The 20,909-nt window shown below is 63.5% G+C and carries 19 protein-coding genes and 1 pseudogene; 7 read left to right on the top strand and 13 right to left on the bottom strand.

Features of this window, described 5'->3' with window-relative positions:
- Nucleotides 1-724: 724 nt before the first annotated feature.
- The 4 genes from JC607_RS19070 to JC607_RS19055 all read right to left on the bottom strand — a co-directional run bounded on the left by JC607_RS19070 (nucleotide 725) and on the right by JC607_RS19055 (nucleotide 4,024).
- On the bottom strand, nucleotides 725-1,357 hold the full coding sequence (locus tag JC607_RS19070; RefSeq protein ID WP_198838474.1) for an energy-coupling factor transporter transmembrane protein EcfT: 633 nt from the start codon (nucleotides 1,355-1,357) through the stop codon (nucleotides 725-727).
- Nucleotides 1,332-2,075, bottom strand: coding sequence for an energy-coupling factor ABC transporter ATP-binding protein (locus tag JC607_RS19065; protein WP_198838473.1), 744 nt, complete (start codon nucleotides 2,073-2,075; stop codon nucleotides 1,332-1,334). Before JC607_RS19065 ends, JC607_RS19070 begins: the two co-directional genes overlap by 26 nt.
- A 274-nt stretch (nucleotides 2,076-2,349) precedes the next feature.
- A complete protein-coding gene (locus tag JC607_RS19060) occupies nucleotides 2,350-2,616 on the bottom strand; it encodes a glycine zipper 2TM domain-containing protein (RefSeq protein ID WP_092896870.1) in 267 nt (88 codons plus the stop codon).
- Between the two features lie 130 nt (nucleotides 2,617-2,746).
- On the bottom strand, nucleotides 2,747-4,024 hold the full coding sequence (locus JC607_RS19055; RefSeq protein WP_198838472.1) for a 4-aminobutyrate--2-oxoglutarate transaminase: 1,278 nt from the start codon (nucleotides 4,022-4,024) through the stop codon (nucleotides 2,747-2,749).
- Between the two features lie 299 nt (nucleotides 4,025-4,323).
- On the opposite strand from JC607_RS19055, the gene dprA reads away from it, so the two are divergent.
- Nucleotides 4,324-5,526, top strand: coding sequence for a DNA-processing protein DprA (dprA, locus tag JC607_RS19050; RefSeq protein ID WP_198838477.1), 1,203 nt, complete (start codon nucleotides 4,324-4,326; stop codon nucleotides 5,524-5,526).
- Nucleotides 5,527-5,649: 123 nt separating this feature from the next.
- Entirely contained in the window at nucleotides 5,650-8,394 is a 2,745-nt protein-coding gene (topA, locus tag JC607_RS19045) for a type I DNA topoisomerase (protein WP_198838471.1), read from the top strand.
- 186 nt (nucleotides 8,395-8,580) lie between these two features.
- On the opposite strand, the gene tkt is transcribed toward topA, so the two are convergent.
- On the bottom strand, nucleotides 8,581-10,596 hold the full coding sequence (gene tkt / locus JC607_RS19040; protein ID WP_198838470.1) for a transketolase: 2,016 nt from the start codon (nucleotides 10,594-10,596) through the stop codon (nucleotides 8,581-8,583).
- Nucleotides 10,597-10,819: 223 nt separating this feature from the next.
- On the opposite strand from tkt, the gene JC607_RS19035 reads away from it, so the two are divergent.
- From JC607_RS19035 to JC607_RS19025, 3 genes and pseudogenes are all read left to right on the top strand, one after another.
- A complete protein-coding gene (locus JC607_RS19035; protein ID WP_198838469.1) occupies nucleotides 10,820-11,461 on the top strand; it encodes a hypothetical protein in 642 nt (213 codons plus the stop codon).
- Nucleotides 11,454-11,825, top strand: a pseudogene (locus JC607_RS25495) (cell division protein ZapA); the annotation flags it as partial. The gene JC607_RS19035 and the pseudogene JC607_RS25495, both read left to right, overlap by 8 nt.
- Before the next feature lie 281 nt (nucleotides 11,826-12,106).
- The gene (locus JC607_RS19025; RefSeq protein WP_198838467.1) at nucleotides 12,107-12,457 is read left to right on the top strand and encodes an MliC family protein; all 351 of its coding nucleotides are present in this window, start codon (nucleotides 12,107-12,109) and stop codon (nucleotides 12,455-12,457) included.
- Between the two features lie 109 nt (nucleotides 12,458-12,566).
- On the opposite strand, the gene grxD is transcribed toward JC607_RS19025, so the two are convergent.
- The 7 genes from grxD to JC607_RS18990 form a co-directional block, all read right to left on the bottom strand.
- Nucleotides 12,567-12,926 (bottom strand): Grx4 family monothiol glutaredoxin, encoded by a 360-nt coding sequence (grxD, locus tag JC607_RS19020; protein WP_092896892.1) that lies wholly within the window; start codon nucleotides 12,924-12,926, stop codon nucleotides 12,567-12,569.
- On the bottom strand, nucleotides 12,923-13,090 hold the full coding sequence (locus JC607_RS19015) for a hypothetical protein (protein ID WP_198838466.1): 168 nt from the start codon (nucleotides 13,088-13,090) through the stop codon (nucleotides 12,923-12,925). The genes grxD and JC607_RS19015 overlap by 4 nt, the downstream gene beginning before the upstream one ends.
- Nucleotides 13,087-13,329 (bottom strand): BolA/IbaG family iron-sulfur metabolism protein, encoded by a 243-nt coding sequence (locus JC607_RS19010; RefSeq protein WP_198838465.1) that lies wholly within the window; start codon nucleotides 13,327-13,329, stop codon nucleotides 13,087-13,089. The genes JC607_RS19015 and JC607_RS19010 overlap by 4 nt, the downstream gene beginning before the upstream one ends.
- A gap of 97 nt (nucleotides 13,330-13,426) precedes the next feature.
- Nucleotides 13,427-13,957, bottom strand: coding sequence for a GNAT family N-acetyltransferase (locus tag JC607_RS19005; protein WP_198838464.1), 531 nt, complete (start codon nucleotides 13,955-13,957; stop codon nucleotides 13,427-13,429).
- Between the two features lies 1 nt (nucleotide 13,958).
- Nucleotides 13,959-14,381 carry a GNAT family N-acetyltransferase gene (locus JC607_RS19000; RefSeq protein ID WP_198838463.1) on the bottom strand — a complete coding sequence of 141 codons (423 nt, stop codon included), beginning with the start codon at nucleotides 14,379-14,381 and terminating at the stop codon, nucleotides 13,959-13,961.
- A 32-nt stretch (nucleotides 14,382-14,413) separates the two neighbouring features.
- On the bottom strand, nucleotides 14,414-16,588 hold the full coding sequence (purL, locus tag JC607_RS18995; RefSeq protein WP_198838462.1) for a phosphoribosylformylglycinamidine synthase subunit PurL: 2,175 nt from the start codon (nucleotides 16,586-16,588) through the stop codon (nucleotides 14,414-14,416).
- A gap of 634 nt (nucleotides 16,589-17,222) precedes the next feature.
- Entirely contained in the window at nucleotides 17,223-18,116 is an 894-nt protein-coding gene (locus JC607_RS18990) for a LysR family transcriptional regulator (protein ID WP_198838461.1), read from the bottom strand.
- 212 nt (nucleotides 18,117-18,328) lie between these two features.
- On the opposite strand from JC607_RS18990, the gene murI reads away from it, so the two are divergent.
- On the top strand, nucleotides 18,329-19,141 hold the full coding sequence (gene murI / locus JC607_RS18985; RefSeq protein ID WP_198838460.1) for a glutamate racemase: 813 nt from the start codon (nucleotides 18,329-18,331) through the stop codon (nucleotides 19,139-19,141).
- A gap of 91 nt (nucleotides 19,142-19,232) precedes the next feature.
- Here the strand turns inward: murI and JC607_RS18980 are convergent, their stop codons facing one another.
- The gene (locus tag JC607_RS18980; protein ID WP_198838459.1) at nucleotides 19,233-19,853 is read right to left on the bottom strand and encodes a thiamine phosphate synthase; all 621 of its coding nucleotides are present in this window, start codon (nucleotides 19,851-19,853) and stop codon (nucleotides 19,233-19,235) included.
- Nucleotides 19,854-20,049: 196 nt separating this feature from the next.
- On the opposite strand from JC607_RS18980, the gene JC607_RS18975 reads away from it, so the two are divergent.
- Nucleotides 20,050-20,820, top strand: a complete 771-nt coding sequence (locus JC607_RS18975; protein ID WP_233093016.1) for an RNA methyltransferase — start codon at nucleotides 20,050-20,052, stop codon at nucleotides 20,818-20,820.
- Nucleotides 20,821-20,909 lie beyond the last annotated feature (89 nt).

The following is a 20,909-nucleotide window of genomic DNA, read 5'->3' as shown; positions in this document are numbered from 1 at the left end:
GCAGAGGGCCGCCTAACATGAGCACCTGACCGGAACAGAACCGGGACAGGTCCAATCCAAGAGATGGCGGAGCGGAGCGGCTTGCCGAAGAGATCACTTGAGAACTATATGAATCTCAAAAGACCCGCAGCGTCCTGGTGTGGATGCGCTCATCGGTATTGCCGATGGTATGAGCGTATCCATTGACGGGTTGGCTGGTCGCGGTGATGACCTGACCGGGGGCGTGTTTTCGAAGGAAGACGACGCAGTCTTCTGTCAGTCAGCAGTTCTTCATGTGCTGGTCAAGGGTGATAGACGCGGTCAGGAAACACCCGGAAACTGCCATAGATGTCGAGGACGGGCGCATAGAAGGGTATGAGCTTCATGAGATTGCAGCAGTCGGCCTGCCCGACTTTATATCGATTGCAGATCGACAATCCGGCCATCCAGACCGTCCGAAAAATTACTTCAAGAGAAGCTGCGCGAAGATGTCACGATGGGTCGAGGGCGACCTGAATTCCTCCGCAAAGTGGGATATGTGAACGGCTAGACTGTAACCTGAACAGGTTACGGTCGTGCCTGAATGCGCGCACGACCTCGCCTTTCCCGACCTTGATTTTATTGAATAATTTTTGATCGGATACATGCCGCAGCGGGCGATATTGCCCGGTTTAGCCGGAAATATATCAAACCATGTGTCACCGCCTCCACGTAACCCATTGTAAAATATGAGCCGTGAAAATGGTCAATGTTCAATCCAGGTGTCACCGCTCACCGGGGTTCCATCCGGCCCCCCCCTGGCCCGCAGCGCATCGGCGCTGTGTTCGGCCGTATCGAGCGCGCCAAGCAGCACCGGCATCACGATGCGCCAGGCCGGACGGCGCGGCGATCTGGCCCGCCAGGCCTCTCCCAGCCGGGCCGCGGTTTCCGCCATGACGGGCACAAAGCGAATCACCAGGGTGAAGGCCATCGCGAGGCGTCGCGGCGGCAGGATCGGTGAGAACGGGCGCGCGAGGCGCTCGAACACCGCCAGCATGTCGGAAAGCCGCGTGGTCATCGTCACCAGATTGGCCGCTGCCACCAGGGTCAGCATCCGCAAGGCGATCAGCGCGCCATGGCCGGGCCGCCCGTCCCACCAGCCGAACAGCATCAAAGCCAGGACAAAGGGCCAGAGCGGCCAGAGCATCCGCGCGCCCTGGGCGAAGAGAGGCCGCCCGCCCGGCAGATAGAGCGCGATCACCAGCGCCGCCCCGAGCCCAAGCGGCACCGCTGTCGTGAAAGCCATCAGGACGATGCCGAACCCCAGCAGCGCCGCGAGTTTCACAGCCGCAGGCAGCCGGTGCCAGGGGGTGTCAGCCGGCGAGGTCAGTGTCAGCATCGACCTCTCCCAGCCGGGACATTTCGGTCTCAAAGGCCGGCAAAACCTGGTCAGGCGGGCCGTCCATCCGGATCGCGCCACCTTCGAACCACAGCACGCGGTTCTGCTCTTTCAGATCGCGCGGGTCATGGCCGATGGTGATGATCCGCATGGGGAGCGCGGCAAGGCGGCGCTTCAGCCGTAAGGCGGTTGGCATATCGAGGCCGGAAAACGGCTCATCCAGCAAAAGCGTCTGCGGCGCCATCAGCAAAAGCGCCATGAGGCACAGATATTGCTTCTGCCCGCCCGAAAGCGTGCTGACGGAGGCTTCGGCCCAGTGGCTGCGGGCTTCCGATGCCAGCAGCGCATCCACCCGCATGCGGGCCTCGCGGCGGTTGATCCCTTGCTGGGTCAGCCCGAAGGCCAGCTCTTCGGCGACGGTTGGGAAGAGGATCTGATGGTCCGGGTTCTGGAACAGGATGCCGATCGCCGAAAGGGCGGCGCGGCGGTTCTTAAACATATCCTCGCCGCCGAGGCTGACGGAACCGCTTTCTGCCGCGATCAGACCGGCGAGAAGCCGCATAAAGCTGGTCTTGCCCGATCCGTTGCGGCCGATGATGGCGATTCTCGGCTCTGACAGGTCCAGGTGCAGGGCTGCCAGAATGCTGCGGCCACCAGGAACGCGCACGGCGCCGGTACGAATGATCAGGGGCGGGGGCAGATCGGTCCGGAGGGTCATAGCGGCGGATGGGTCCGGGATTGCAGGAAAACAGAACGGGCAGGGGCCGCCGCGCTTCTGACCTGTCTATGCGGCGGGCCCGGCGCTGCCAAGTCCCGCCGTCACGCCGGCGCAAACTCTGCGACGTGTCGCTGCTTGCGGTTCAGAGAGAAACAGCCCCGGGGCCAGGCGGCTCCGGGGCTGTGTGCAATGACGGGGCAGGGCCGTGACCGGCTTACCGGGACGCATCCGCCGGGGCGCATGTGTCGTCGCCACCGGCAGTTGCGCCACCGGCTCAGCAGGCTGCGACGTAGCGCTGGCCGGCCGAATTGCGGTAATAGCACTGACCCTTGGTCGAGGTCTGGCCGAGATAGGTGCCTGCGGCTGCGCCAAGAGCCGCGCCGATCAGCGCGCCTTTGCCCATATCGTCGCCTGAGGACAGAGCGGCGCCCGCTGCTGCGCCGGCGACGCCGCCGAGCACGGTGTTCTGGGTAGGCGTGGTTTCGACACAGGCGGAAAGCGCCAGGCCGGAGAGCGAGAGAGCAAGGACGATCGCTTTCATGACAACCTCATATGGTTCGCTCCGCAGAGCTTTGGAGAGCTTTGGTTTTGGGCCGCGTGGTAAACGCGGCCCGATGTCATAAGGTTCCCTGACTGCAAAGCCTCAGTCAATTGTCGCTTTCTGACAGGGGTCAACCCTGGCGGGCTGCCGCTACCGAGGCTTCGAGAATCCCGAGCGCTTCGGTGAAATGCGCCTCGGCGATGGTCAGCGGCGCAAGGAAGCGCACCACATTGCCGTAGACGCCACAGCTGAGCAGGATCAGCCCGCGCTTCAGCGCCTCGGCGATGACGCGTTTCACGATCTCGCCATCGGGGTCGGTGGTGCCGGGCTTGCCGAATTCGGCCGCGATCATGAAACCGGGGCCGCGGATGTCGATGATCTCGGGCGTGGTGGCGCGGATCTCTTCCAGCTTCTGCTTCAGCCGCGAGCCGAGCTCGGTTGCGCGGGCATTCAGGCCCTCTTCCTCAACCACATCGAGAACCGCATTGGCCGCTGCCACCGAAAGCGGATTGCCGGCATAGGTGCCGCCAAGGCCGCCGGGCTGGCTGGCATCCATCAGATCGGCGCGGCCAGTGACCGCCGAGATCGGGAAGCCGCCGCCAAGACCCTTGGCCATACAGGTCAGGTCTGCCGCCACGCCATGTGCCTCCATCGCAAACAGCGTGCCGGTGCGGGCGATGCCGGTCTGCACCTCATCGGCGATCAGCACGATGCCATGCTGGTCGCAAAGGGCACGCAGGGCTTTGATCAGATCGGTCGGCAGCGGGTAGAAGCCGCCTTCGCCCTGGACGGGTTCGAAGATGATGGCGGCGACGCGCTCGGGGTCGACATCGTTTTTGAAGAGCTTCTGGATGCCGTCCAGCGTGTCTTTCGAGGTGATGCCGTGGATGTCCTGCGGGCAGGGGACATGGAAGACATCCGGCATCATCGCGCCGAAGCCCTTCTTATAGGGCTCGACCTTGCCGGTCAGGGTCATGCCCATGAAGGTCCGGCCATGGAAGGCGCCGCCAAGGGCGATCACCGCATTGCGGCCGGTGGCACGGCGCGCAATCTTGATTGCGTTTTCAACGGCTTCGGCGCCGGTGGTGACGAAGATGGTTTTCTTCTTGAAATCACCCGGGACTGCCTCGTTCAGGCGCTCGGCCAGACGGATATAATTCTCATAGGGCAGGACCTGGTGGCAGGTATGGGTGAAACGGTCGAGCTGCGCCTTGACGGCTTCGATCACTTTCGGGTGGCGGTGCCCGGTATTGACGACCGCGATCCCGGCGGCAAAGTCGATATAGCGGTTGCCCTCGATATCCCAGACCTCGGCGTTTTCGGCGCGGTCGGCATAGATCTGGGTCGACATGCCGACGCCTTTCGAGATGGCATCCTCGCGGCGTTTGGCGACTTCGGCGTTTTTCATGGCAGGCTCCTCTGGGCACCGGGCGGCGCGCGCGCGGCAATGGCAGCGGCGGCTATACGCCCGCCGCTTTCTTGCGCGCATTCGACCAGATCGCCGGGCGCGGATCAATGAAAGCCATGAGGCCAGATCGGCGCATTCCTTCGCGCCAGTATGACCAGATCGGGGAGGGCGCCCAGGGTTGCAGCGCATTTTACGGGTTCTCTGAGAAAACGCCGGAAATTCGCGTTGGCGGGGGTAAATCTTCAGCTTTCGTTAACCAGGTGCCGCCAATGTCGGATCTGCGAATGAGGCGAGGTGACATGGCGGACGGTCAGCTTTCGAACCCCACACACCCCACCCCACCCCGTACGGAGGAGGAACGTCTCAATGCTCTTCGTCTCATTCGTTCCCGCAGGGTCGGCGCGGTCACCTTTCACCGGCTGGTCCTGGAACATGGCTCCGCCGCCGCTGCACTTGCCGCTTTGCCGGCGATTGCCCGTGCCGCCGGGGTCCAGGACTATGAATGCTGTCCCGAAAGCGTTGCCAGGGCGGAACTCGCGGCCGGACGCAGGATCGGGGCGAGACTGCTTTTCCATGGCGATCCGGATTACCCCGACATGCTGGCCGCGACCGAAGACGCGCCGCCCGTCCTCTGGTTGCAGGGCGATTCCACCCTGTTGCGGCGGCCGCTGGTGGCGATCATCGGTGCGCGCAATGCGTCTTCTCTGGGCGTTCGCATGGCGCGCAGGCTGGCCAGGGATCTTGGCGAGGCGGGGTTCTGCACTGTCTCGGGCCTTGCGCGCGGCATTGATGCCGAGGCGCATCTCGCAACGCTTGCCACCGGCACCATCGCCGTGCAGGCCGGAGGTGTCGAGGTGATCTACCCTCAGGAAAATGCCGGCCTCGCGGCGGATATCGCCCGCCAGGGGCTGCGGATCTCGGAACAGCCGCCAGGGCTGCAGCCGCATGCGCGGCATTTCCCGCTCAGAAACCGCATCGTGGCAGGGATGGCCCGGGCGGTGCTGGTGGTTGAGGCGGCGGCGCGGTCCGGCTCACTGATCACCGCACGGATGGCGCTTGATCTTGGGCGTGAGGTGCTGGCGGTGCCCGGCCACCCGTTTGATGCGCGCTCCTCCGGCTGCAACCATCTGATCCGGGACGGTGCGGCTTTGCTGCGGGATGCGGGGGATGTGTTCGAGGCGCTTGGAACCGGCCCCGATTTGCCGGGCCTGATCCGCCGGGCGGCAGTGTCTCTGACCGGGACCGCTGCGACGAACCAGCCCGAACATGACCGGCAGGTCGGGGCACGCGGACCCGAAAAACCGGCTCGTCCCGCTGTTCTGAGCGAGACCGTGCGGCTGCATGGCATGATCCTCGACCGGCTTGGCCCCAGCCCTCTGGCCGAAGATCAGCTGATGCGTGATCTTTCGCTGTCCAGCGCGGCGCTGGTGCCGGAATTGTTGACACTCGAGCTTGAGGGGCGGATCCAGCGGCAACCCGGCGGGCTTTTGTCGCGGCGCTGAACCGATGCAACAGTCCGGTACCCGTCAGACGATTGTCAGCGTCACAGTTGACAATTGCCCCTGTTGCACCACATCTGGGACCGCCCATATTGCCTGTATAGAATACGTTCCGGAAAGGGATTCATGCCTGTCGTCGTAGTAGAATCTCCTGCCAAGGCCAAGACAATCAACAAATATCTTGGGCCGGACTATATCGTTCTCGCCTCTTATGGCCATGTTCGCGACCTGCCGCCCAAGGATGGTTCGGTCGATACCGAACACGATTTCGCGATGAAATGGGAGGTGGCGCCCGAGAGCAAGAAGCATGTCCGCGCCATTGCCGAGGCGCTGAAAACCGATGATGCACTGATTCTCGCGACCGACCCTGATCGCGAGGGTGAGGCGATTTCCTGGCATCTGAAAGAGGCGCTCGCCTCTTCGCTGAAAAAGGGCAAGACCGTCAGCCGCGTGACATTCAACGCGATCACCAAGGATGCGGTGACCAAGGCGATGAAGGAGCCGCGCGAGGTCGATGAGCCGCTGGTCCATGCCTATCTGGCGCGGCGCGCGCTGGATTATCTGGTTGGCTTCACCCTCTCGCCGGTGTTGTGGCGCAAGCTTCCGGGCGCGAAATCGGCGGGCCGTGTGCAATCGGTCTGTCTGCGCCTGATCGTCGAGCGCGAGATGGAGATCGAAGCCTTCAAGGCGCGCGAATACTGGTCGGTCAAGGCGATCCTGACCACGCCGCGCGGCCAGGAATTCGAGGCAAATCTTGTCACGCTCGGCGGGGCAAAGCTGCAAAAATTCGACATCCCTACGTTGGCCGCCGCCGAAATGGCGGTGCATGCCGTCACCTCGCGCCAGTTCACTGTGGGGGGTGTCGAGAGCAAACCCGCGAGCCGCAATCCCTGGCCGCCCTTCATGACCTCGACCCTGCAGCAAGAGGCCAGCCGCAAATTCGGCATGGGCGCGAAGCAGTGCATGAACGCGGCGCAGCGCCTCTATGAGGCGGGCTATATCACCTATATGCGGACCGATGGCATCGATATGGCGCCCGAGGCGGTGATGGCCACGCGGTCTGAAATCGGCCGGCGGTTCGGTGACGCTTATGTCCCGAAAAGCCCGCGCATGTATAAAAATAAGGCAAAAAACGCCCAGGAGGCGCATGAATGTATCCGCCCGACCGATATGTCGGCGGATCCGTCAAAGCTGCGTGTCGAGGAAGATCAGCGCCGTCTCTATGACCTGATCTGGAAGCGCACCATCGCCAGCCAGATGGAAGCCGCAAGGATGGAGCGCACCGTGGTCGATATCACCTCGCCCGACGGCCAGGTGGGGCTGCGCGCCAATGGTCAGGTCGTGTTGTTCGACGGCTTCCTCAAGGTCTATGACCAGGGCCGCGACGAGGAAGAGGATGATGAGGGCCGCCTGCCGCAGATCATGCAGGGCGAGGCGGTCAAACCGGCACCCGGCGCGCTGAAAGAGGCGTTTTCCAAAGCGGCGGCGAGGGCTGCGGGCGATAAGGAAGAGCGCATCGCTTCTGCCGTTCTGGGCGAGGGCGGCGCGGTTCTGGCCTCGCAAAGCTTCACCCAGCCGCCCGCCCGCTATACCGAGGCGACGCTGGTCAAGCGGATGGAGGAGCTCGGGATCGGGCGCCCCTCGACCTATGCCTCGATCCTGACGACGATTGTGGACCGCGAATATGTCCGCAAGGACAAGAACCGGCTGATCCCCGAAGACAAGGGGCGGCTGGTCACGGCTTTCCTGTCGAATTTCTTCCACCGCTATGTCGAATATGATTTCACCGCAGCGCTTGAAGGTGAGCTGGATGACGTCTCGGCGGGCGAGCGTGATTACAAGGATGTGCTGGCGCGGTTCTGGCGCGATTTCTCGGCGGCGGTGGCTGAGACGGCGGATCTCCGGATCGGCGAAGTTCTGGATAAGCTTGATGAATTCCTGGCGCCGCATCTCTATCCGGCGCGTGCAGACGGATCTGATCCGCGTATCTGCCCGACCTGCGGCACTGGCCGTTTGCATCTGAAAACCGCGCGTTCGGGCGGGGCGTTTATTGGCTGCGGCAATTATCCGGAATGCCGTTACACGCGGCCCATCGCGGGCGATGCGGAATCGGCGGCCTCGGATGGGCGGATCCTCGGCCAGGACGATCAGGGCAATGAGATTTCCCTGCGGGCAGGGCGCTTTGGCCCCTATGTCCAGCGCGGTGAGGCGACCGAGGCGCAGCCGAAACCCGACCGCTCCAGCCTGCCCAAGGGCTGGACGCCGGACAGCCTGACGCTGGAACGCGCCTTGCAGCTTCTGTCGCTGCCACGCCAGATCGGGGCGCATCCCGAAGATGGCGAGGCGGTGGAAACCAATCTCGGCCGGTTCGGGCCCTATGTGAAACATGGCAAGACCTATGCCAATCTCGCCGATGCGGAAGAGGTGTTCAGCCTTGGCATGAACCGCGCGGTGGAACTGCTGGCGCAGAAGAAACTGCGTGGGCCGGGCGCGCGGGGGGCTGCGGCGCAACCGCTGAAATCGCTGGGCGAGCATCCCGATGGCGGCGAGATCCAGGTGATGCCGGGGCGCTACGGGCCCTATATCAAATGGGGAAAGGTCAATGCGACCCTGCCGAAAGACATCGCGCCCGAGGCGGTGACGCTGGAAGAGGCGCTGGCTCTGGTCGCGGAAAAGGCCGGGAAATCTCCGGCGAAGAAGGCGAAAAAGGCCCCGGCAAAACCGGCGGTGGCCAAACCTGCGGCAAAGAAAGCGCCCGCGAAAAAGGCTCCGGCAAAGAAAGCTGCGGCTGAGGGCGTGGCGGCACCTGCGGTTAAGAAAGCCGCGGCGAAAAAGCCAGCGGTGAAGAAGGCGGCTGCGTCAGAGGTCTGACCGGCTCTGCATGCGGATCCCGGCCCGACAGGCCGATCAAAGAGGGCGGGGGATTTCCTCCGCCTTTTTCTTTGGGGGATCGGGTGGCAGGAGGCGGGGCGGACACCGGAGGCACATAGAAAAAGGGCGGCCCGCAAGGCCGCCCTTTTGTCATTCTGTTTTGCTTAGCCAGTCGGTTCTGGCCGCTCAGAGCAGCGCTTTGACCTTTGCCACGGTGGCTTCGGGGGTGATGCCGAATTCCTTGTAGAGACGGTCATAGGGGGCCGAGGCGCCAAAGGAGGACATGCCGACGAAATCGGCTTTGGTTTCCTTGCCGCGCTCGCCCAGCAGCCAGCGATCCCAGCCCTGACGCACGCCGGCCTCGATGCCCACGCGCACCGGACCCGCCGGCAGCACTTTCTTGCGCCAGGCTTCATCCTGCTGCGCGAAAAGCTCCATCGAAGGCAGCGAGACCACGCGGGTGCCGATGCCTTCGGCCTGCAACAGGTCGCGGGCCTTCATCGCGATCTCGACCTCGGAGCCGGTGGCGATCAGGATCGCCTGACGCTTGCCCTCGGCCTCGGCCAGAATATAGCCGCCCTTGGCGGTCATGTTCTGGTTGGTATGGGTCTTGCGCACGGCAATCAGGTTCTGCCGCGACAGCGCCATGACCGACGGCGTGGTTTTCTGGGTGAAGGCGATTTCCCAGGCCTCGGCCACTTCGGTCAGATCGGCGGGGCGGAACACCAGCGTGTTCGGGGTCGAGCGCGAGATCGCCAGATGCTCGACCGGCTGGTGGGTCGGGCCGTCTTCGCCAAGGCCGATCGAATCATGGGTCATGACATAGACGACCGGCAGACCCATCAGCGCCGACAGACGCATCGCGGGGCGGGCATAGTCGGTAAAGGCCATGAAAGTGCCCGAATAGGGCCGGACGCCGCCATGCAGCGCCATGCCGTTCATCGCCGAGGACATGCCGTGTTCGCGGATGCCCCAATACATGTAACGGCCCTTGCGGCTGTCGATGTCAAAGGCGCCCAGATCGGCGGTTTTGGTATTGTTCGAGCCGGTCAGGTCAGCCGAACCGCCGAAGGTCTCGGTCAGGATCGGGTTGATGACGTTCAGAACCTGCTCCGACGCCGAACGGGTCGCGAGCTTCGGCTGGGTCTCTGCGGCCTGTTTCTTCAGCGCACGGATGGCGCCTGCGAGTTTCGCCGGAGCATCCAGCGCGAAGCTGCGTTCGAATTCGGCCTTTTTGGCGCCGGGCAGCGCCGTCAGACGGGTTTCCCATTCCGCACGGGCAGCGGCACCAGGCTGACCCAGCGATTCCCACCAGGATTTGATCTCGGCGGGGATGGTGAAGGGGGCAGCGGTCCAGCCGTAAGCGGCTTTTGCGGCCTCCAGCTGCGCCTTGTCGGTCAGGGCACCATGACCTTTCGAAGTGTCCTGGGCGGCATGGCCAAGGGCGATATGCGTCTTGCAGTCGATCAGCGCCGGGCGGGGCGATTTTTTCGCCTCGGTGATGGCGCGGTCGATATCTTCCGGGTCATGGCCGTCGCAATGGAACACATCCCAGCCGCTTGCGGCAAAGCGCGCGCGCTGGTCGGTCACATCCGAGAGCGACACTTTGCCGTCGATGGTGATGTCGTTATTGTCCCAGAGCACGATCAGGCGCGACAGTTTCTGGCGGCCGGCAATGCCGATGGCCTCCTGGCTGACACCCTCCATCAGGCAGCCGTCCCCGGCGATGACATAGGTGAAATGGTCCTGGATTTTCGCGCCGTATTTGGCACGCAGGTGCTCCTCGGCCATGGCGAAGCCGACCGAGTTTGCGATGCCCTGACCCAGCGGGCCGGTGGTGGTTTCGACGCCCGAGACATGACCATATTCCGGGTGACCGGCGGTGATGGCGCCCCATTGGCGGAAGTTCTTAATCTGATCCAGCGTCACATCGGCATAGCCGGTGAGGTAAAGCAGCGAATAGATCAGCATCGAGCCATGACCGGCCGACAGGATAAAGCGGTCGCGGTCGGCCCAGCGGGGCGCGGTCGGATCGAATTTCAGATGCTTTGAGAAGAGCACGGTTGCGACATCGGCCATGCCGATCGGCATGCCGGAATGGCCTGAATTGGCGGCTGCCACCGCGTCGAGCGTCAGCGTGCGGATGGCGGCGGCGCGCATCCAGTGATCGGGGTGACGGGCGCGAAGGGCTGCGATGTCCACTTGGGTGATCCTCTGCGATGATAGCGGAAACAGGAAGCGGCATAGTCCCGCCCAGGCCCAAGATCAAGCGGCGAGGCGGCTCTGATGGCAAGCCGCTGGCCGGAAAGGGGAAATAAGCGCGGCGATGACGCGCCCAAAACGCGCTAAACTGAGGCGAAGGGGTTTCGCCTGCGATTCGTGCAGGCTATCCTTACGGCAAGACCAAAAGCCGATGAGGGCGGGTATGCAGGAAATTGTCGAGTTCGAGCGTCGTATTTCGTCGGCCTTGCGGCGGATAGAGGCCGGGTTTTCCGCCATCGACGCCGTGCGGGCAAATGCGGCGGAACAGCTGGCGCTGGCCGAAGAACGGATCAGAGAGGCCGAAGCAGCGCGGCTCCGCGCCGAAGCGGCGCGCGACGCCCAGACGGCGCGGGCCGCCGGGGCGGTGGAGGCTGCGGAACGCGCCCGGCATCAGGCCGCGGATGAGATTCGCGCCGCCAGAGCCGAGGCACGGGCTGAATTCGAGGCCCAGGGCGGGCGCGAGGAGCCCACCCTTGTCAGAATGCGCGAGCGCCTCGCCGAGGCGCGTGAACGCGAGGCCGCGCTCAGGGCCGGTTATGAAGAGCACCTGGCCGCGCTTTCCGAGCAGCTTGATGCCCAGGGGCTGGAACTGGCGCGAATGACGCGCAGCGCGGCGACGCTGCGCGAGGAACTGCGCCGGATCACCGAAGCCTCGGCGGCGGGGCTGGTGGATGCTGCGGCGGTGAACCGGGCGATGCTGGCGGAACTTGATGTGCTGCGTGCGAGCCGGCTGGCCGAGATGGCCGAACTTGACGGGATCGCCACCGCATTGAGCATGCAGATCGGGGAGGCGGAACATGCCTGATATCGAGGTAATGATCGGCGGGCGCGGTTTTATGGTGTCCTGCCAGCCGGGAGAGGAACATTTCCTGCGCTCGGCTGCGGCGCAGCTGGATGTGGAGGCACAGCCGCTGGTGGCGTCGATGGGGCGGTTGCCGGAGACGAAGATGTTGCTGATGGCGGGGCTAATGCTCGCTGACCGGACGGCAGCGCAGGAAGAGGAAATGCGCGAGCTGCGGGCGAAGCTTTCGATGCTGGAGGACCGGCCAGAGCCGGAGGCCAGACGCATCGAGGTGCCGGTGATCCCGCCACAGGTGCCGCTGACTTTCGCCGAACTTGCGGCCCGGGCCGAAGCCCTGGCCGAGCGGATCGGTGAGAAAGCCACAGAGCTGCAGCGCAGCGCCGGGACGGGGGCAGGGCAGAGCGCGCAGAACACGGCGCCGGCCAAAGCGGGCGCAGTCATGCTCGCAGATGATGCGCCGCCCGAAGGCGATCCGGTCAGCACCGGGGGCGGCAGCCCCGACATGGCGTCTGAGCCGGACTATGACCCGGAAGGCGGGCTGCCGGAAGTCATTGCCCAACCGGATGCCGATCCGGAAGAGCTTGCGCCCGGCGATCTGTCAGGGCCTGCAGATGGCCCCCCCCATGACACGCCCCGGAGGACGGAAGAATGAAAAACGGATCTGTCGCAGCTGCGGCTGTTTTTGCCACGATCCTGACCGTGGGTATGGCTCAGGCCGAGGCGCAGGACAGCACGTTCCAGACCACCCGCTACATCTGTGAACGCGGCGTGGAAGTGCCGGTCACCTATGTGAATGCGCCGGATCTGTCGCTGGCTGTGCTGAATGTCGAAGGGACACAGATCACCCTGGAGATCGAAACCTCAGCCTCCGGTGCCCGCTATGGCTGGCCCTCGGACGGGGCGCATTACATCTGGTGGACAAAGGGCGAAACCGCCTTCCTGATGTGGTCGGAAGGCGGTGAGGAAAAGACCATCCTCGACGGCTGTCAGCAGCAATAAAGCAAATCGCCCGGGCTGCTGCTCCGGGCGGTTGCCAAAAGCCGAAATCTTCAAAGATTTCGGCACGGTTCCTTTGAAAGGAACCGGCGCCGGTGGAAAACGCGCGCCTTCAGCCGTTGGCTTCGCGGATCTTGTCAGCGGCTTCCTTGTTAAAGCTGACACCGTTCTTCTCGAACAGCGCATCCAGCTCGCCCGAAAGCGTCATCTCGGTCACGATATCGCAGCCGCCGACGAATTCGCCTTTGACGTAAAGCTGCGGGATGGTCGGCCAGTCGGAGAAATCCTTGATCCCCTGACGGATTTCGGCATCGGCCAGCACATTCACATCGGCAAAGTCGACGCCCATGTAATTCAGCACACCCGCGACACGGCTCGAAAACCCGCATTGCGGCATGGTCTTGGTGCCCTTCATGAACAGCACCACAGCGTTTTTCTCGACGGTTTCGCGGATCTGATCCTGCGCACTCATTTCAGTTTCCTCTCGGCTCGCCAGCGCTCGGCCTGGCGTTTACGCGGCCAGTAGCTGCCGCCATATTTCAGAAAGCCCCGCATATCGCCGCACCATCCGACAAGGGCCAGCAGAGCGGAAATCGCCGCCAGACCCTGCAGAAACGCTCCGGCAGATATGCTCATTCCGGCGCCTTGGTGGTCAGCGCCAGGGCATGCAATTCTCCATGCGCCCCGTCCATCTTGCCCTTCAGGCTGGCATAGACGGCGCGCTGCTGCTGAACCCGGTTCATGGAGCGGAAGCTCTCGTCGATCACTTCCGCTGCCCAGTGATTGCCGTCGCCGGCGAGGTCGGTGATGGTGATCTTCGCCTCGGGGAAGGTCTCCCGGATCAGGGTCTCAATATCCTTGCCTTCCATTGGCATCGGGCTGCTCCTTGCTCATTCCCTGAAAGATGTAAGCTCTGGTTGCAGGGGCTGCAAGGGACATGGTTCCGGGGGAGATGGTTCCGCGGGAGATGGCTCAGCCCGCCTCCTGCCAGTCACCGCGCATCAGGCCGAAAAGATGCAGATCGACCGCGCGCCCGATATCCGGGCGATACCAGTGTTCGCGCTGCACCCCCTCGCGCCGGAAGCCGAGCTTTTCATAAAGCGCCATCGCGCGCGGGTTCTCGCCCGAGGCGTCGAGCCAGAGCCGGCGCGCCTGCAGCCTGTCGAACCCGTAGCGGATCAGCTGGCCGACAAAGGCGCGGCCGCGCCCGCCATCTGTCACGGCCAATGCGAGGCGGCGCAGTTCTGTCCTTCCTGACGGGTCGCCGATCTCGCAAAAGAGAGCATAGCCCATCGCGGTGCCATTCTCTTCGGCGATCAGCAGACGGCAATCGGGCGCGGAGACATAGGCGGCCAAAGCGGTCTCATCTTCGTCGGTGATGAAAGCGCGGTTCTCGGGGCGCTGCGCGAGGGCGCGGATAAAGGCGAAATCGCCGGCAGTGGCCAGTCTCAGATCGATTTGTCCCAGATCGATTGGCCCCAGATCCTTTGGTCGCAGATCCATCTCAGCCCCTTATCCGCTGCCATTCCGGCGCCAGCATCGAGAAAGCATGGCAATCGACCCAGATGCCGCTCCGCTTCCAGCATTGCCGCATATTGCCCTCGAAAGTGAATCCTGCCCGCGTCATCGCGGTCATGCCGGCATGATTGTCGAACACCACGTCACACATCAGACGATGCGCGCCCAGCTTGTCAAACACCACCGCCAGCATATCCCGGATCAGTTTTTGCCCCTGGCCCGGACCCTCGACCGCGAGATTGTCGAGATACCAGACCTGGTCATAAAACATGTGCAATGTCGCAAAGCCCAAAAAACCCTGATCCTCGCGGATCAGGATCTCGCAATCTTCGGCCTCCAGCATCTCGTGCAGCTGGTCGATGCCCTTATCCATCAGGGCAGAAGGATGGGCCTTGATCAGCAGGTCCACCCGGGCAAGATCATCCGCTGTCGCGCGCCGGATCACAGACCCACGGCAGTGGCAAAGGCACTGCGATACAGTGCCGAAAGCTCGGCGAGGGAGGCGCTGTCCTGGCCGAATGTCACCTTGTCGCCGCCGAAAGCGCCGATCCGGGTGACTGCGACACCTGCGGTGATGGCTGCCGCCTCGATCTCAGCCGCAGCAGTTTCACGGACCGCGAGAAGATAGCGCGCCTGGTCTTCGCCAAAGAGCGCCGAAGTCTCGCCCGGGATCAGGGTGATGCCGGTGCCGGCCGCTTCGGCCATTTCAAAAGCCGCCAGCGCCAGGCCGCCATCGCTGAGGTCGGAGGCGGCGGTGATCGATTTCCGATGCGCGCGGACGAAATCGCCGTTTTTCTTTTCCAGGGCCAGATCGACCGGCGGCGCATCGCCGCGCTCGTTGCCAAAGGCTTCCACGATCAGGGCGGACTGGCCGAGATGGCCAAAGCTTTCGCCGATGAGCAGCGCCACGTCGCCGGCCTGGGGCCTGCCGTTGATCAGATCATCAAGCGAGGCGAGGATCCCCACCGCACCAATCGTCGGTGTCGGCAGGATGCCGGAGCCATCGGTCTCGTTATACAAAGACACGTTGCCGGACACGATGGGCATGTCGAGCGCCGAGACCGCTTCGCCGATGCCTTTGATCGCGCCGACGAACTGGCCCATGATTTCAGGCTTTTCGGGGTTGCCGAAGTTCATGTTGTCGGTGGTTGCCAGCGGCAGTGCGCCCATAGCAGTCAGGTTGCGATAGGCTTCCGCCACTGCCTGTTTGCCGCCCTCGAACGGGTTGGCTTTGACGTAGCGCGGCGTCACATCCGAGGTGAAGGCCAGTGCCTTGGTGGTGCCATGCACGCGCACGACGCCTGCGGGCAGGCCCGGGGTGACGACGGTATCGGCGCCGACCTGGCTGTCATATTGTTCGAACACCCAGCCCTTATGGGCGTAGTTCGGGCTCGACAGCAGCACTTTCAGGCCCTGGATCGCCCCGATCTGTGGCACTGCGCCCAGCGGTTCGGCTTTCGGCGTCTCTACCCAGGGGCGGTTATATTCCGGCGCGCTCGACGACAGCTTTGACAGCTGGATATCGGCCTTGATCTCATTGCCGTGCAGGATCAGGAAACGGTCTTCCGGGATGGTCTCGCCGACAATGGCGAAATCGAGATCCCATTTTACGAAGATCGCCCGCGCCACATCTTCCAGCTCGGGATTGAGCACCATGAGCATCCGCTCCTGGCTTTCCGAGAGCATCATCTCATAGGCGGTCATATTGGTTTCGCGCTGCGGCACCTGATCAAGCTGCAGTTTGATCCCGAGGCCGCCCTTGTCGCCCATTTCGACCGCAGAACAGGTGAGGCCCGCCGCGCCCATATCCTGGATCGAGATCACCGCGCCGGTCTGCATCAGTTCAAGGCAGGCTTCCAGCAGGCGTTTTTCGGTGAAGGGGTCACCGACCTGAACGGTGGGGCGTTTTTCCTCGATCGTGTCGTCGAATTCAGCGGAGGCCATGGTGGCGCCGCCCACGCCGTCGCGGCCGGTTTTCGCACCCAGATAGACCACCGGCATGCCGACCCCGCTGGCCGCCGAGTAGAAGATCTTATCGGTATCCGCGAGGCCCGCCGCGAAAGCATTCACCAGGCAGTTGCCGTTATAGGATTTGTGGAAACGCACTTCGCCGCCCACGGTCGGCACGCCGAACGCATTGCCGTAAGAGCCCACACCTTCGACCACACCCTTGACCAGATGCGCGGTTTTGTGATGCGAGGGCAGGCCGAAGGAGAGCGCATTCATCGCCGCGATGGGCCGCGCGCCCATGGTGAAAACGTCGCGCAAAATGCCGCCGACGCCGGTCGCGGCGCCCTGATGCGGCTCGATATAAGATGGGTGGTTGTGGCTTTCCATCTTGAAGATGACCGCCTGGCCATCGCCGATATCGACCACACCGGCATTCTCGCCCGGGCCGCAGATCACCTGCGGGCCGGTCGTCGGCAGGGTGCGCAGCCAGACTTTCGACGATTTATAGGAACAATGCTCGTTCCACATCGCCGAAAAGATGCCAAGCTCGGTGAAAGAGGGCGCACGGCCGAGGATCTCCAGCAGGCGCTCATATTCGTCGGGTTTGATCCCATGCGAGGCGATGAGCTCCGGGGTGATTGCGGGGTCGCGTGCGGCGTCTGACATGATCGGGCCTCCGGGTCTGCAGCTCTGGTCTGGTCGGGCCTGCTGCGGCACTTCTGCGGCAATGCAGGAAATCTGCGCGCGTCTTATTGCATGACGCGCGCCTGGGGAAGGGCTCTGCCCGGTTTGCGGCAGGAATAGGCGTCGGGATAATGCGCAGATGCGACAGAGGCGCCGGCGAGACGCGCAGTCGCACTGTGGCGGGCGTGATTCCCTTGGGAGTCTGCATATGCCGCAGCCCGATAGCACAAAGCAAAAAAAAAAAGGCCGAGCAAAGCTCGGCCCAAGTCCAACAGGGAGGTATGAGGGCGATCAGGTTGCCCCGATCCGCGCCTCGTAGCCTGATTTATGGGCTGTTTGCGAATTATGCAAGTGCAGCAATGTCGCAGCCCGGGCAATGCCGCCATGCGCTCTCCGCATGGCTTCTTCTTGGCCGTGTTTGCGATAACGCCGCAACGCAGATTCCGGTCTCATCCGGAGGCCGGGAGGGAGGGGCAGTGACCGACCCGCCCCGTCTGAATGGCCGTCGCGGGCCGGTCAGCACCCCCTCAGGAATGAGGGCTGTGCTGCAAATGATATGGCAGTGGGAACGGGTGCCGCCGCGGGGCAAAAGCGGTCAGGGCCTCAGGCGGGCGTCTCAGCTGCCGTGACTGCGGCGGAAGGTGGAGATCTCTTCCGTCACGAAATCGCGGAAGGCGGCAACGCGTTTCGAGTGCCGGAGTTCTTCGGGATAGGCGAGGAAGACCGGCACTTCGCCCGATTCGATGTCTTCCAGCACCCGTACCAGATGCGGGTTTTCTTCGGTCGTGTAATCGGGCAGCACGCCGATGCCGAGATGGTTGATCACGCCCTGCTGCACACCGAAATAGTTGTTCACATGCAGGGTCGAGGGGATGTCATGTGCCATGATCTCCTGCACCAGCCGCGCGCCTGCCGCCACCTGGGGAGTGCCGGGATGCTGACAGATCAGACGGTGCTGGCTGAGATCGGCCATGGTTTTCGGCGTGCCGTTACGCGCGAGATAATCCGGCGTCGCGTAAAGGCGCATGCGGATATTCATCAGCCGGCGACGGATCAGATCGGCCTGGCTGGGTTCTTTCATGCGGATCGCGACATCGGCCTCGCGCATCGGCAGGTCGAGGACACGTTCTTCGAGCATGAGATCGATCTTCAGCGCCGGGAATTTGTCGTAAAGCCGTGCTAGACGGGGGGCGAGCCAGAGCGTGCCAAACCCCATCGTCGTGGTGACGCGCAGCTCGCCAAAGACCTCATCCTCGCTGTCGCGGATGCGGGCCGCGGCAGCGTCGAGCCGTTTTGCCATGGCCTGGGTGGCCTCGAACAGCAGTTCGCCCTGTTCGGTCAGGATGAGACCGCGCGCATGGCGGTGGAACAGCGTCACATCGAGGCTTTCCTCAAGCGCGCGGATCTGCCGGCTGACGGCGGATTGCGACAGATGCAGCACCTCGCCCGCATGGGTGAGGCTGCCCTTGTCGGCCACCGCGTGAAAAATCCTCAGCTTATCCCAGTCCATTTGTCTGCCCTGTTCCTTCGGGCGGGACAGTAGCACAAGCTATGCACCGGGGGAAAACCCGATCACGCATTTTTGCTGTGGCGACAGGGATTTGGCAGGAAAGTCACGGATGCCCTGACGGCAGGCCCTTTCACGGTGTATCTGTTGCGCCTATGATTGCAGCATAAGGCGGTGAACCCGTCAGATTTTCCACCCGGTGAGAGGGCAGGCAGATGGCAGTTGGCGTTTTTGATTCGGGTCTGGGCGGGCTGACGGTGCTGGATGCGGTCTCGCGCCGCCTGCCCGAGGTGCCCTTTGTCTATTTCGGCGACAATGCCCATGCGCCTTACGGCGTGCGCACCGCCGATGATATTTACAACCTGACCTGTGCGGCGGTGGAACGGCTCTGGGCCGAGGGCTGTGACCTGGTGATCCTTGCCTGTAACACGGCGTCGGCTGCGGCTTTGCGGCGGATGCAGGAAAGCTGGCTGCCGGCGGACAAGCGGGTGCTCGGTGTGTTCGTGCCGCTGATCGAGGCGCTGACCGAACGGCAATGGGGCGACAATTCGCCGCCGCGCGAGGTTTCCGTGAAACATGTGGCTTTGTTTGCCACGCCGGCGACGGTGTCGTCGCGCGCCTTCCAGCGCGAGCTCGCGTTTCGCGCCATCGGGGTCGATGTCGAGGCGCAGCCCTGTGGTGGTGTGGTCGATGCGATCGAGCAGGGCGATGAGATCCTTGCCGAGGCGCTGGTGCGCTCTCATGTCGAGGCGCTGAAGCGCCGGATGCCGCAGCCCGAGGCCGCGATCCTTGGCTGCACCCATTACCCTTTGATGGAAAAGACCTTTCAGGAGGCTCTGGGCGAGGGGGTCAGGGTTTACAGCCAGGCGAAGCTGGTCGCCGAAAGCCTGAGCGACTATCTGGAGCGGCGGCCGGAGATGCTCGGCTCCGGCACAGTGCCCAAATTCCTCACCACCGGCGATCCGGTCTCGGTTTCGGCCCATGCGACGCAATTCCTGCGTCGCGGGATCAAATTCGAAAAAGCCTGAAACTGAAAAGGCCTGAAACCGAAAAAGCCTGAGTTCTGAAGGACCAGATCGGCTCTGCCTTGCGGGCGTTCAGCCGGTGAGGTCGGGCCTTTCAGCCCAGCGGCGCGATCAGCGTTTTCAGCGCGGCGACCGGGTCTTCTGCGCGCCAGATCTCTTCGCCAATCGCGAAATGATCGGTGACCGGAGCGAAGCGGGTGATCAGTGCGGGCGTCAGAGCGCCTTCGGCGATCACCGGCACTTCGATCACTTCCGACCACCATTCGAACAGCTCCCAGTCGACCTGGCTGCCATCGCCGAGACCGGTTTCACCGACCGGGCCAAAGGCCACGTAATCGGCGCCGGCTTCGGCGGCATTCATCCCCTCATGGCGGGTGATGCCGCAATGGGCGCCGATGATCGCGTCCTGACCGAGATCCTTGCGGGCCTTTCTGACCGAACGCGCGCCATCGGTGAGATGCACGCCGTCAAGCCCGTGACGCTCGACCAGCAGCAGGTGGTTGTCGATCACCACCGCCACATCGCGCTGATGCGCGATATCGCGGCAGATATCGGCGGCCAGGCCCTGGTCATCGATGTTTTTCGTGGCCAGCGAGATGCGCAGACAGGCGATTTCCACCGCATCCAGCACCCGTGCCAGCTGATCCGGAAACAGATCGGTCTGGAAGCTCGGGGGGGTGATCAGATTGATCTGCGGACGATCTTCTGCGGCCATAATCAAAGGCTCCGTAACTGTGTCGGGGGGATTTAGCAGCGTTTGTGCGCTTTGGCTATGGGCGGAAGGGGGCGCTGCCCCCGTCTGCGCTTTGCGCAGCCTCCCCCGGGATATTTAAGGACAGAAAATGAGCCCTGCTTGTTTGCGGGCGGCTGAGGGGCTATCTGGCGGGCGGTTTTCAGATGGGGGCGCGCAGATGGCACAGGCTGATATGGTGGATCCGGTGATCGTGCTGGTGCGGCCGCAGATGGGCGAGAATATCGGCGCGGCGGCGCGGGCGATGCTGAATTTCGGGCTCGACCGGATGCGGATTGTCGCTCCGCGCGATGGCTGGCCGAACCCGAAGGCCAATGCGATGGCGAGCGGGGCGGGGCGGGTGCTGGATCAGGCCGGGGTATTCCCGGATGTGGCGCGCGCGGTTGCGGATTGCGATTTCGTTTTTGCCACCACCGCGCGGTCGCGCGAGCTGGTGAAAGAGGTCGTCACGCCTGAGCGCGCGATGGCGATGGCGCGGGAGATGGGGGCGGCCGGCAAGAAGATCGGGATCCTGTTCGGGCCGGAGCGGGCGGGGCTGGAGAATGGCGATATCATCCATGCCAATACGATTGTGACCGTCCCGGTCAATCCCGAGTTCTTCTCGCTGAACCTTGGCCAGTCGGTTCTGCTTCTGGCCTATGAATGGGGACGCCAGGGCAGTGAGGTTCCGGCGTCAGTGATGGGCTTTGCGCGCACCGAACTTGCCAGCCGCGAAGAGGTGGAGCGGCTGGGGGATCATTACGAGATGCGGCTGGAAGAGGCCGGGTTCTTCTTTCCGCCGACCAAGGCGGCCGGCATGCGGCTGAATTTGAGGAATATGTGGGGGCGGCTCGCGCTGACCCGCGCCGAGGTGCAGACCTTGCACGGGATGCTGCGCCAGATCCTGTTTCGCAAGGGCCAGGAAAGCGGCCAGGACGAGCCGCGCGACTAGCGCCCGGCGAACCCCTGCCGGTGGCGGTGACGGGGCCCTGGCCTGGGCTTTGACTGACGGTCGGGATCGGGTAACCTTGCGCCAAATCT

Origin of the sequence: Paracoccus sp. IB05 (genome assembly GCF_016405985.1) — a bacterium.
In the GTDB taxonomy this organism is placed as follows: Bacteria; Pseudomonadota; Alphaproteobacteria; order Rhodobacterales; family Rhodobacteraceae; genus Pseudogemmobacter.
This window is presented reverse-complemented; position numbering and strand designations above follow the sequence as displayed.

Coding starts and splice junctions, on each gene's coding strand:
- JC607_RS18975 (WP_233093016.1), top strand. CDS start 20,050: ATGGCACAGGCTGATATGGTGGATCCGGTGATCGTGCTGGTGCGGCCG.
- JC607_RS19010 (WP_198838465.1), bottom strand. CDS start 13,329: ATGCCAATGGAAGGCAAGGATATTGAGACCCTGATCCGGGAGACCTTC.
- topA (WP_198838471.1), top strand. CDS start 5,650: ATGCCTGTCGTCGTAGTAGAATCTCCTGCCAAGGCCAAGACAATCAAC.
- murI (WP_198838460.1), top strand. CDS start 18,329: ATGGCAGTTGGCGTTTTTGATTCGGGTCTGGGCGGGCTGACGGTGCTG.
- grxD (WP_092896892.1), bottom strand. CDS start 12,926: ATGAGTGCGCAGGATCAGATCCGCGAAACCGTCGAGAAAAACGCTGTG.
- JC607_RS19025 (WP_198838467.1), top strand. CDS start 12,107: ATGAAAAACGGATCTGTCGCAGCTGCGGCTGTTTTTGCCACGATCCTG.
- JC607_RS18980 (WP_198838459.1), bottom strand. CDS start 19,853: ATGGCCGCAGAAGATCGTCCGCAGATCAATCTGATCACCCCCCCGAGC.
- JC607_RS19070 (WP_198838474.1), bottom strand. CDS start 1,357: ATGCTGACACTGACCTCGCCGGCTGACACCCCCTGGCACCGGCTGCCT.
- JC607_RS19060 (WP_092896870.1), bottom strand. CDS start 2,616: ATGAAAGCGATCGTCCTTGCTCTCTCGCTCTCCGGCCTGGCGCTTTCC.
- JC607_RS19015 (WP_198838466.1), bottom strand. CDS start 13,090: ATGAGCATATCTGCCGGAGCGTTTCTGCAGGGTCTGGCGGCGATTTCC.
- JC607_RS18990 (WP_198838461.1), bottom strand. CDS start 18,116: ATGGACTGGGATAAGCTGAGGATTTTTCACGCGGTGGCCGACAAGGGC.
- JC607_RS19065 (WP_198838473.1), bottom strand. CDS start 2,075: ATGACCCTCCGGACCGATCTGCCCCCGCCCCTGATCATTCGTACCGGC.
- JC607_RS19035 (WP_198838469.1), top strand. CDS start 10,820: ATGCAGGAAATTGTCGAGTTCGAGCGTCGTATTTCGTCGGCCTTGCGG.
- purL (WP_198838462.1), bottom strand. CDS start 16,588: ATGTCAGACGCCGCACGCGACCCCGCAATCACCCCGGAGCTCATCGCC.
- dprA (WP_198838477.1), top strand. CDS start 4,324: ATGGCGGACGGTCAGCTTTCGAACCCCACACACCCCACCCCACCCCGT.
- JC607_RS19005 (WP_198838464.1), bottom strand. CDS start 13,957: ATGGATCTGCGACCAAAGGATCTGGGGCCAATCGATCTGGGACAAATC.
- JC607_RS19055 (WP_198838472.1), bottom strand. CDS start 4,024: ATGAAAAACGCCGAAGTCGCCAAACGCCGCGAGGATGCCATCTCGAAA.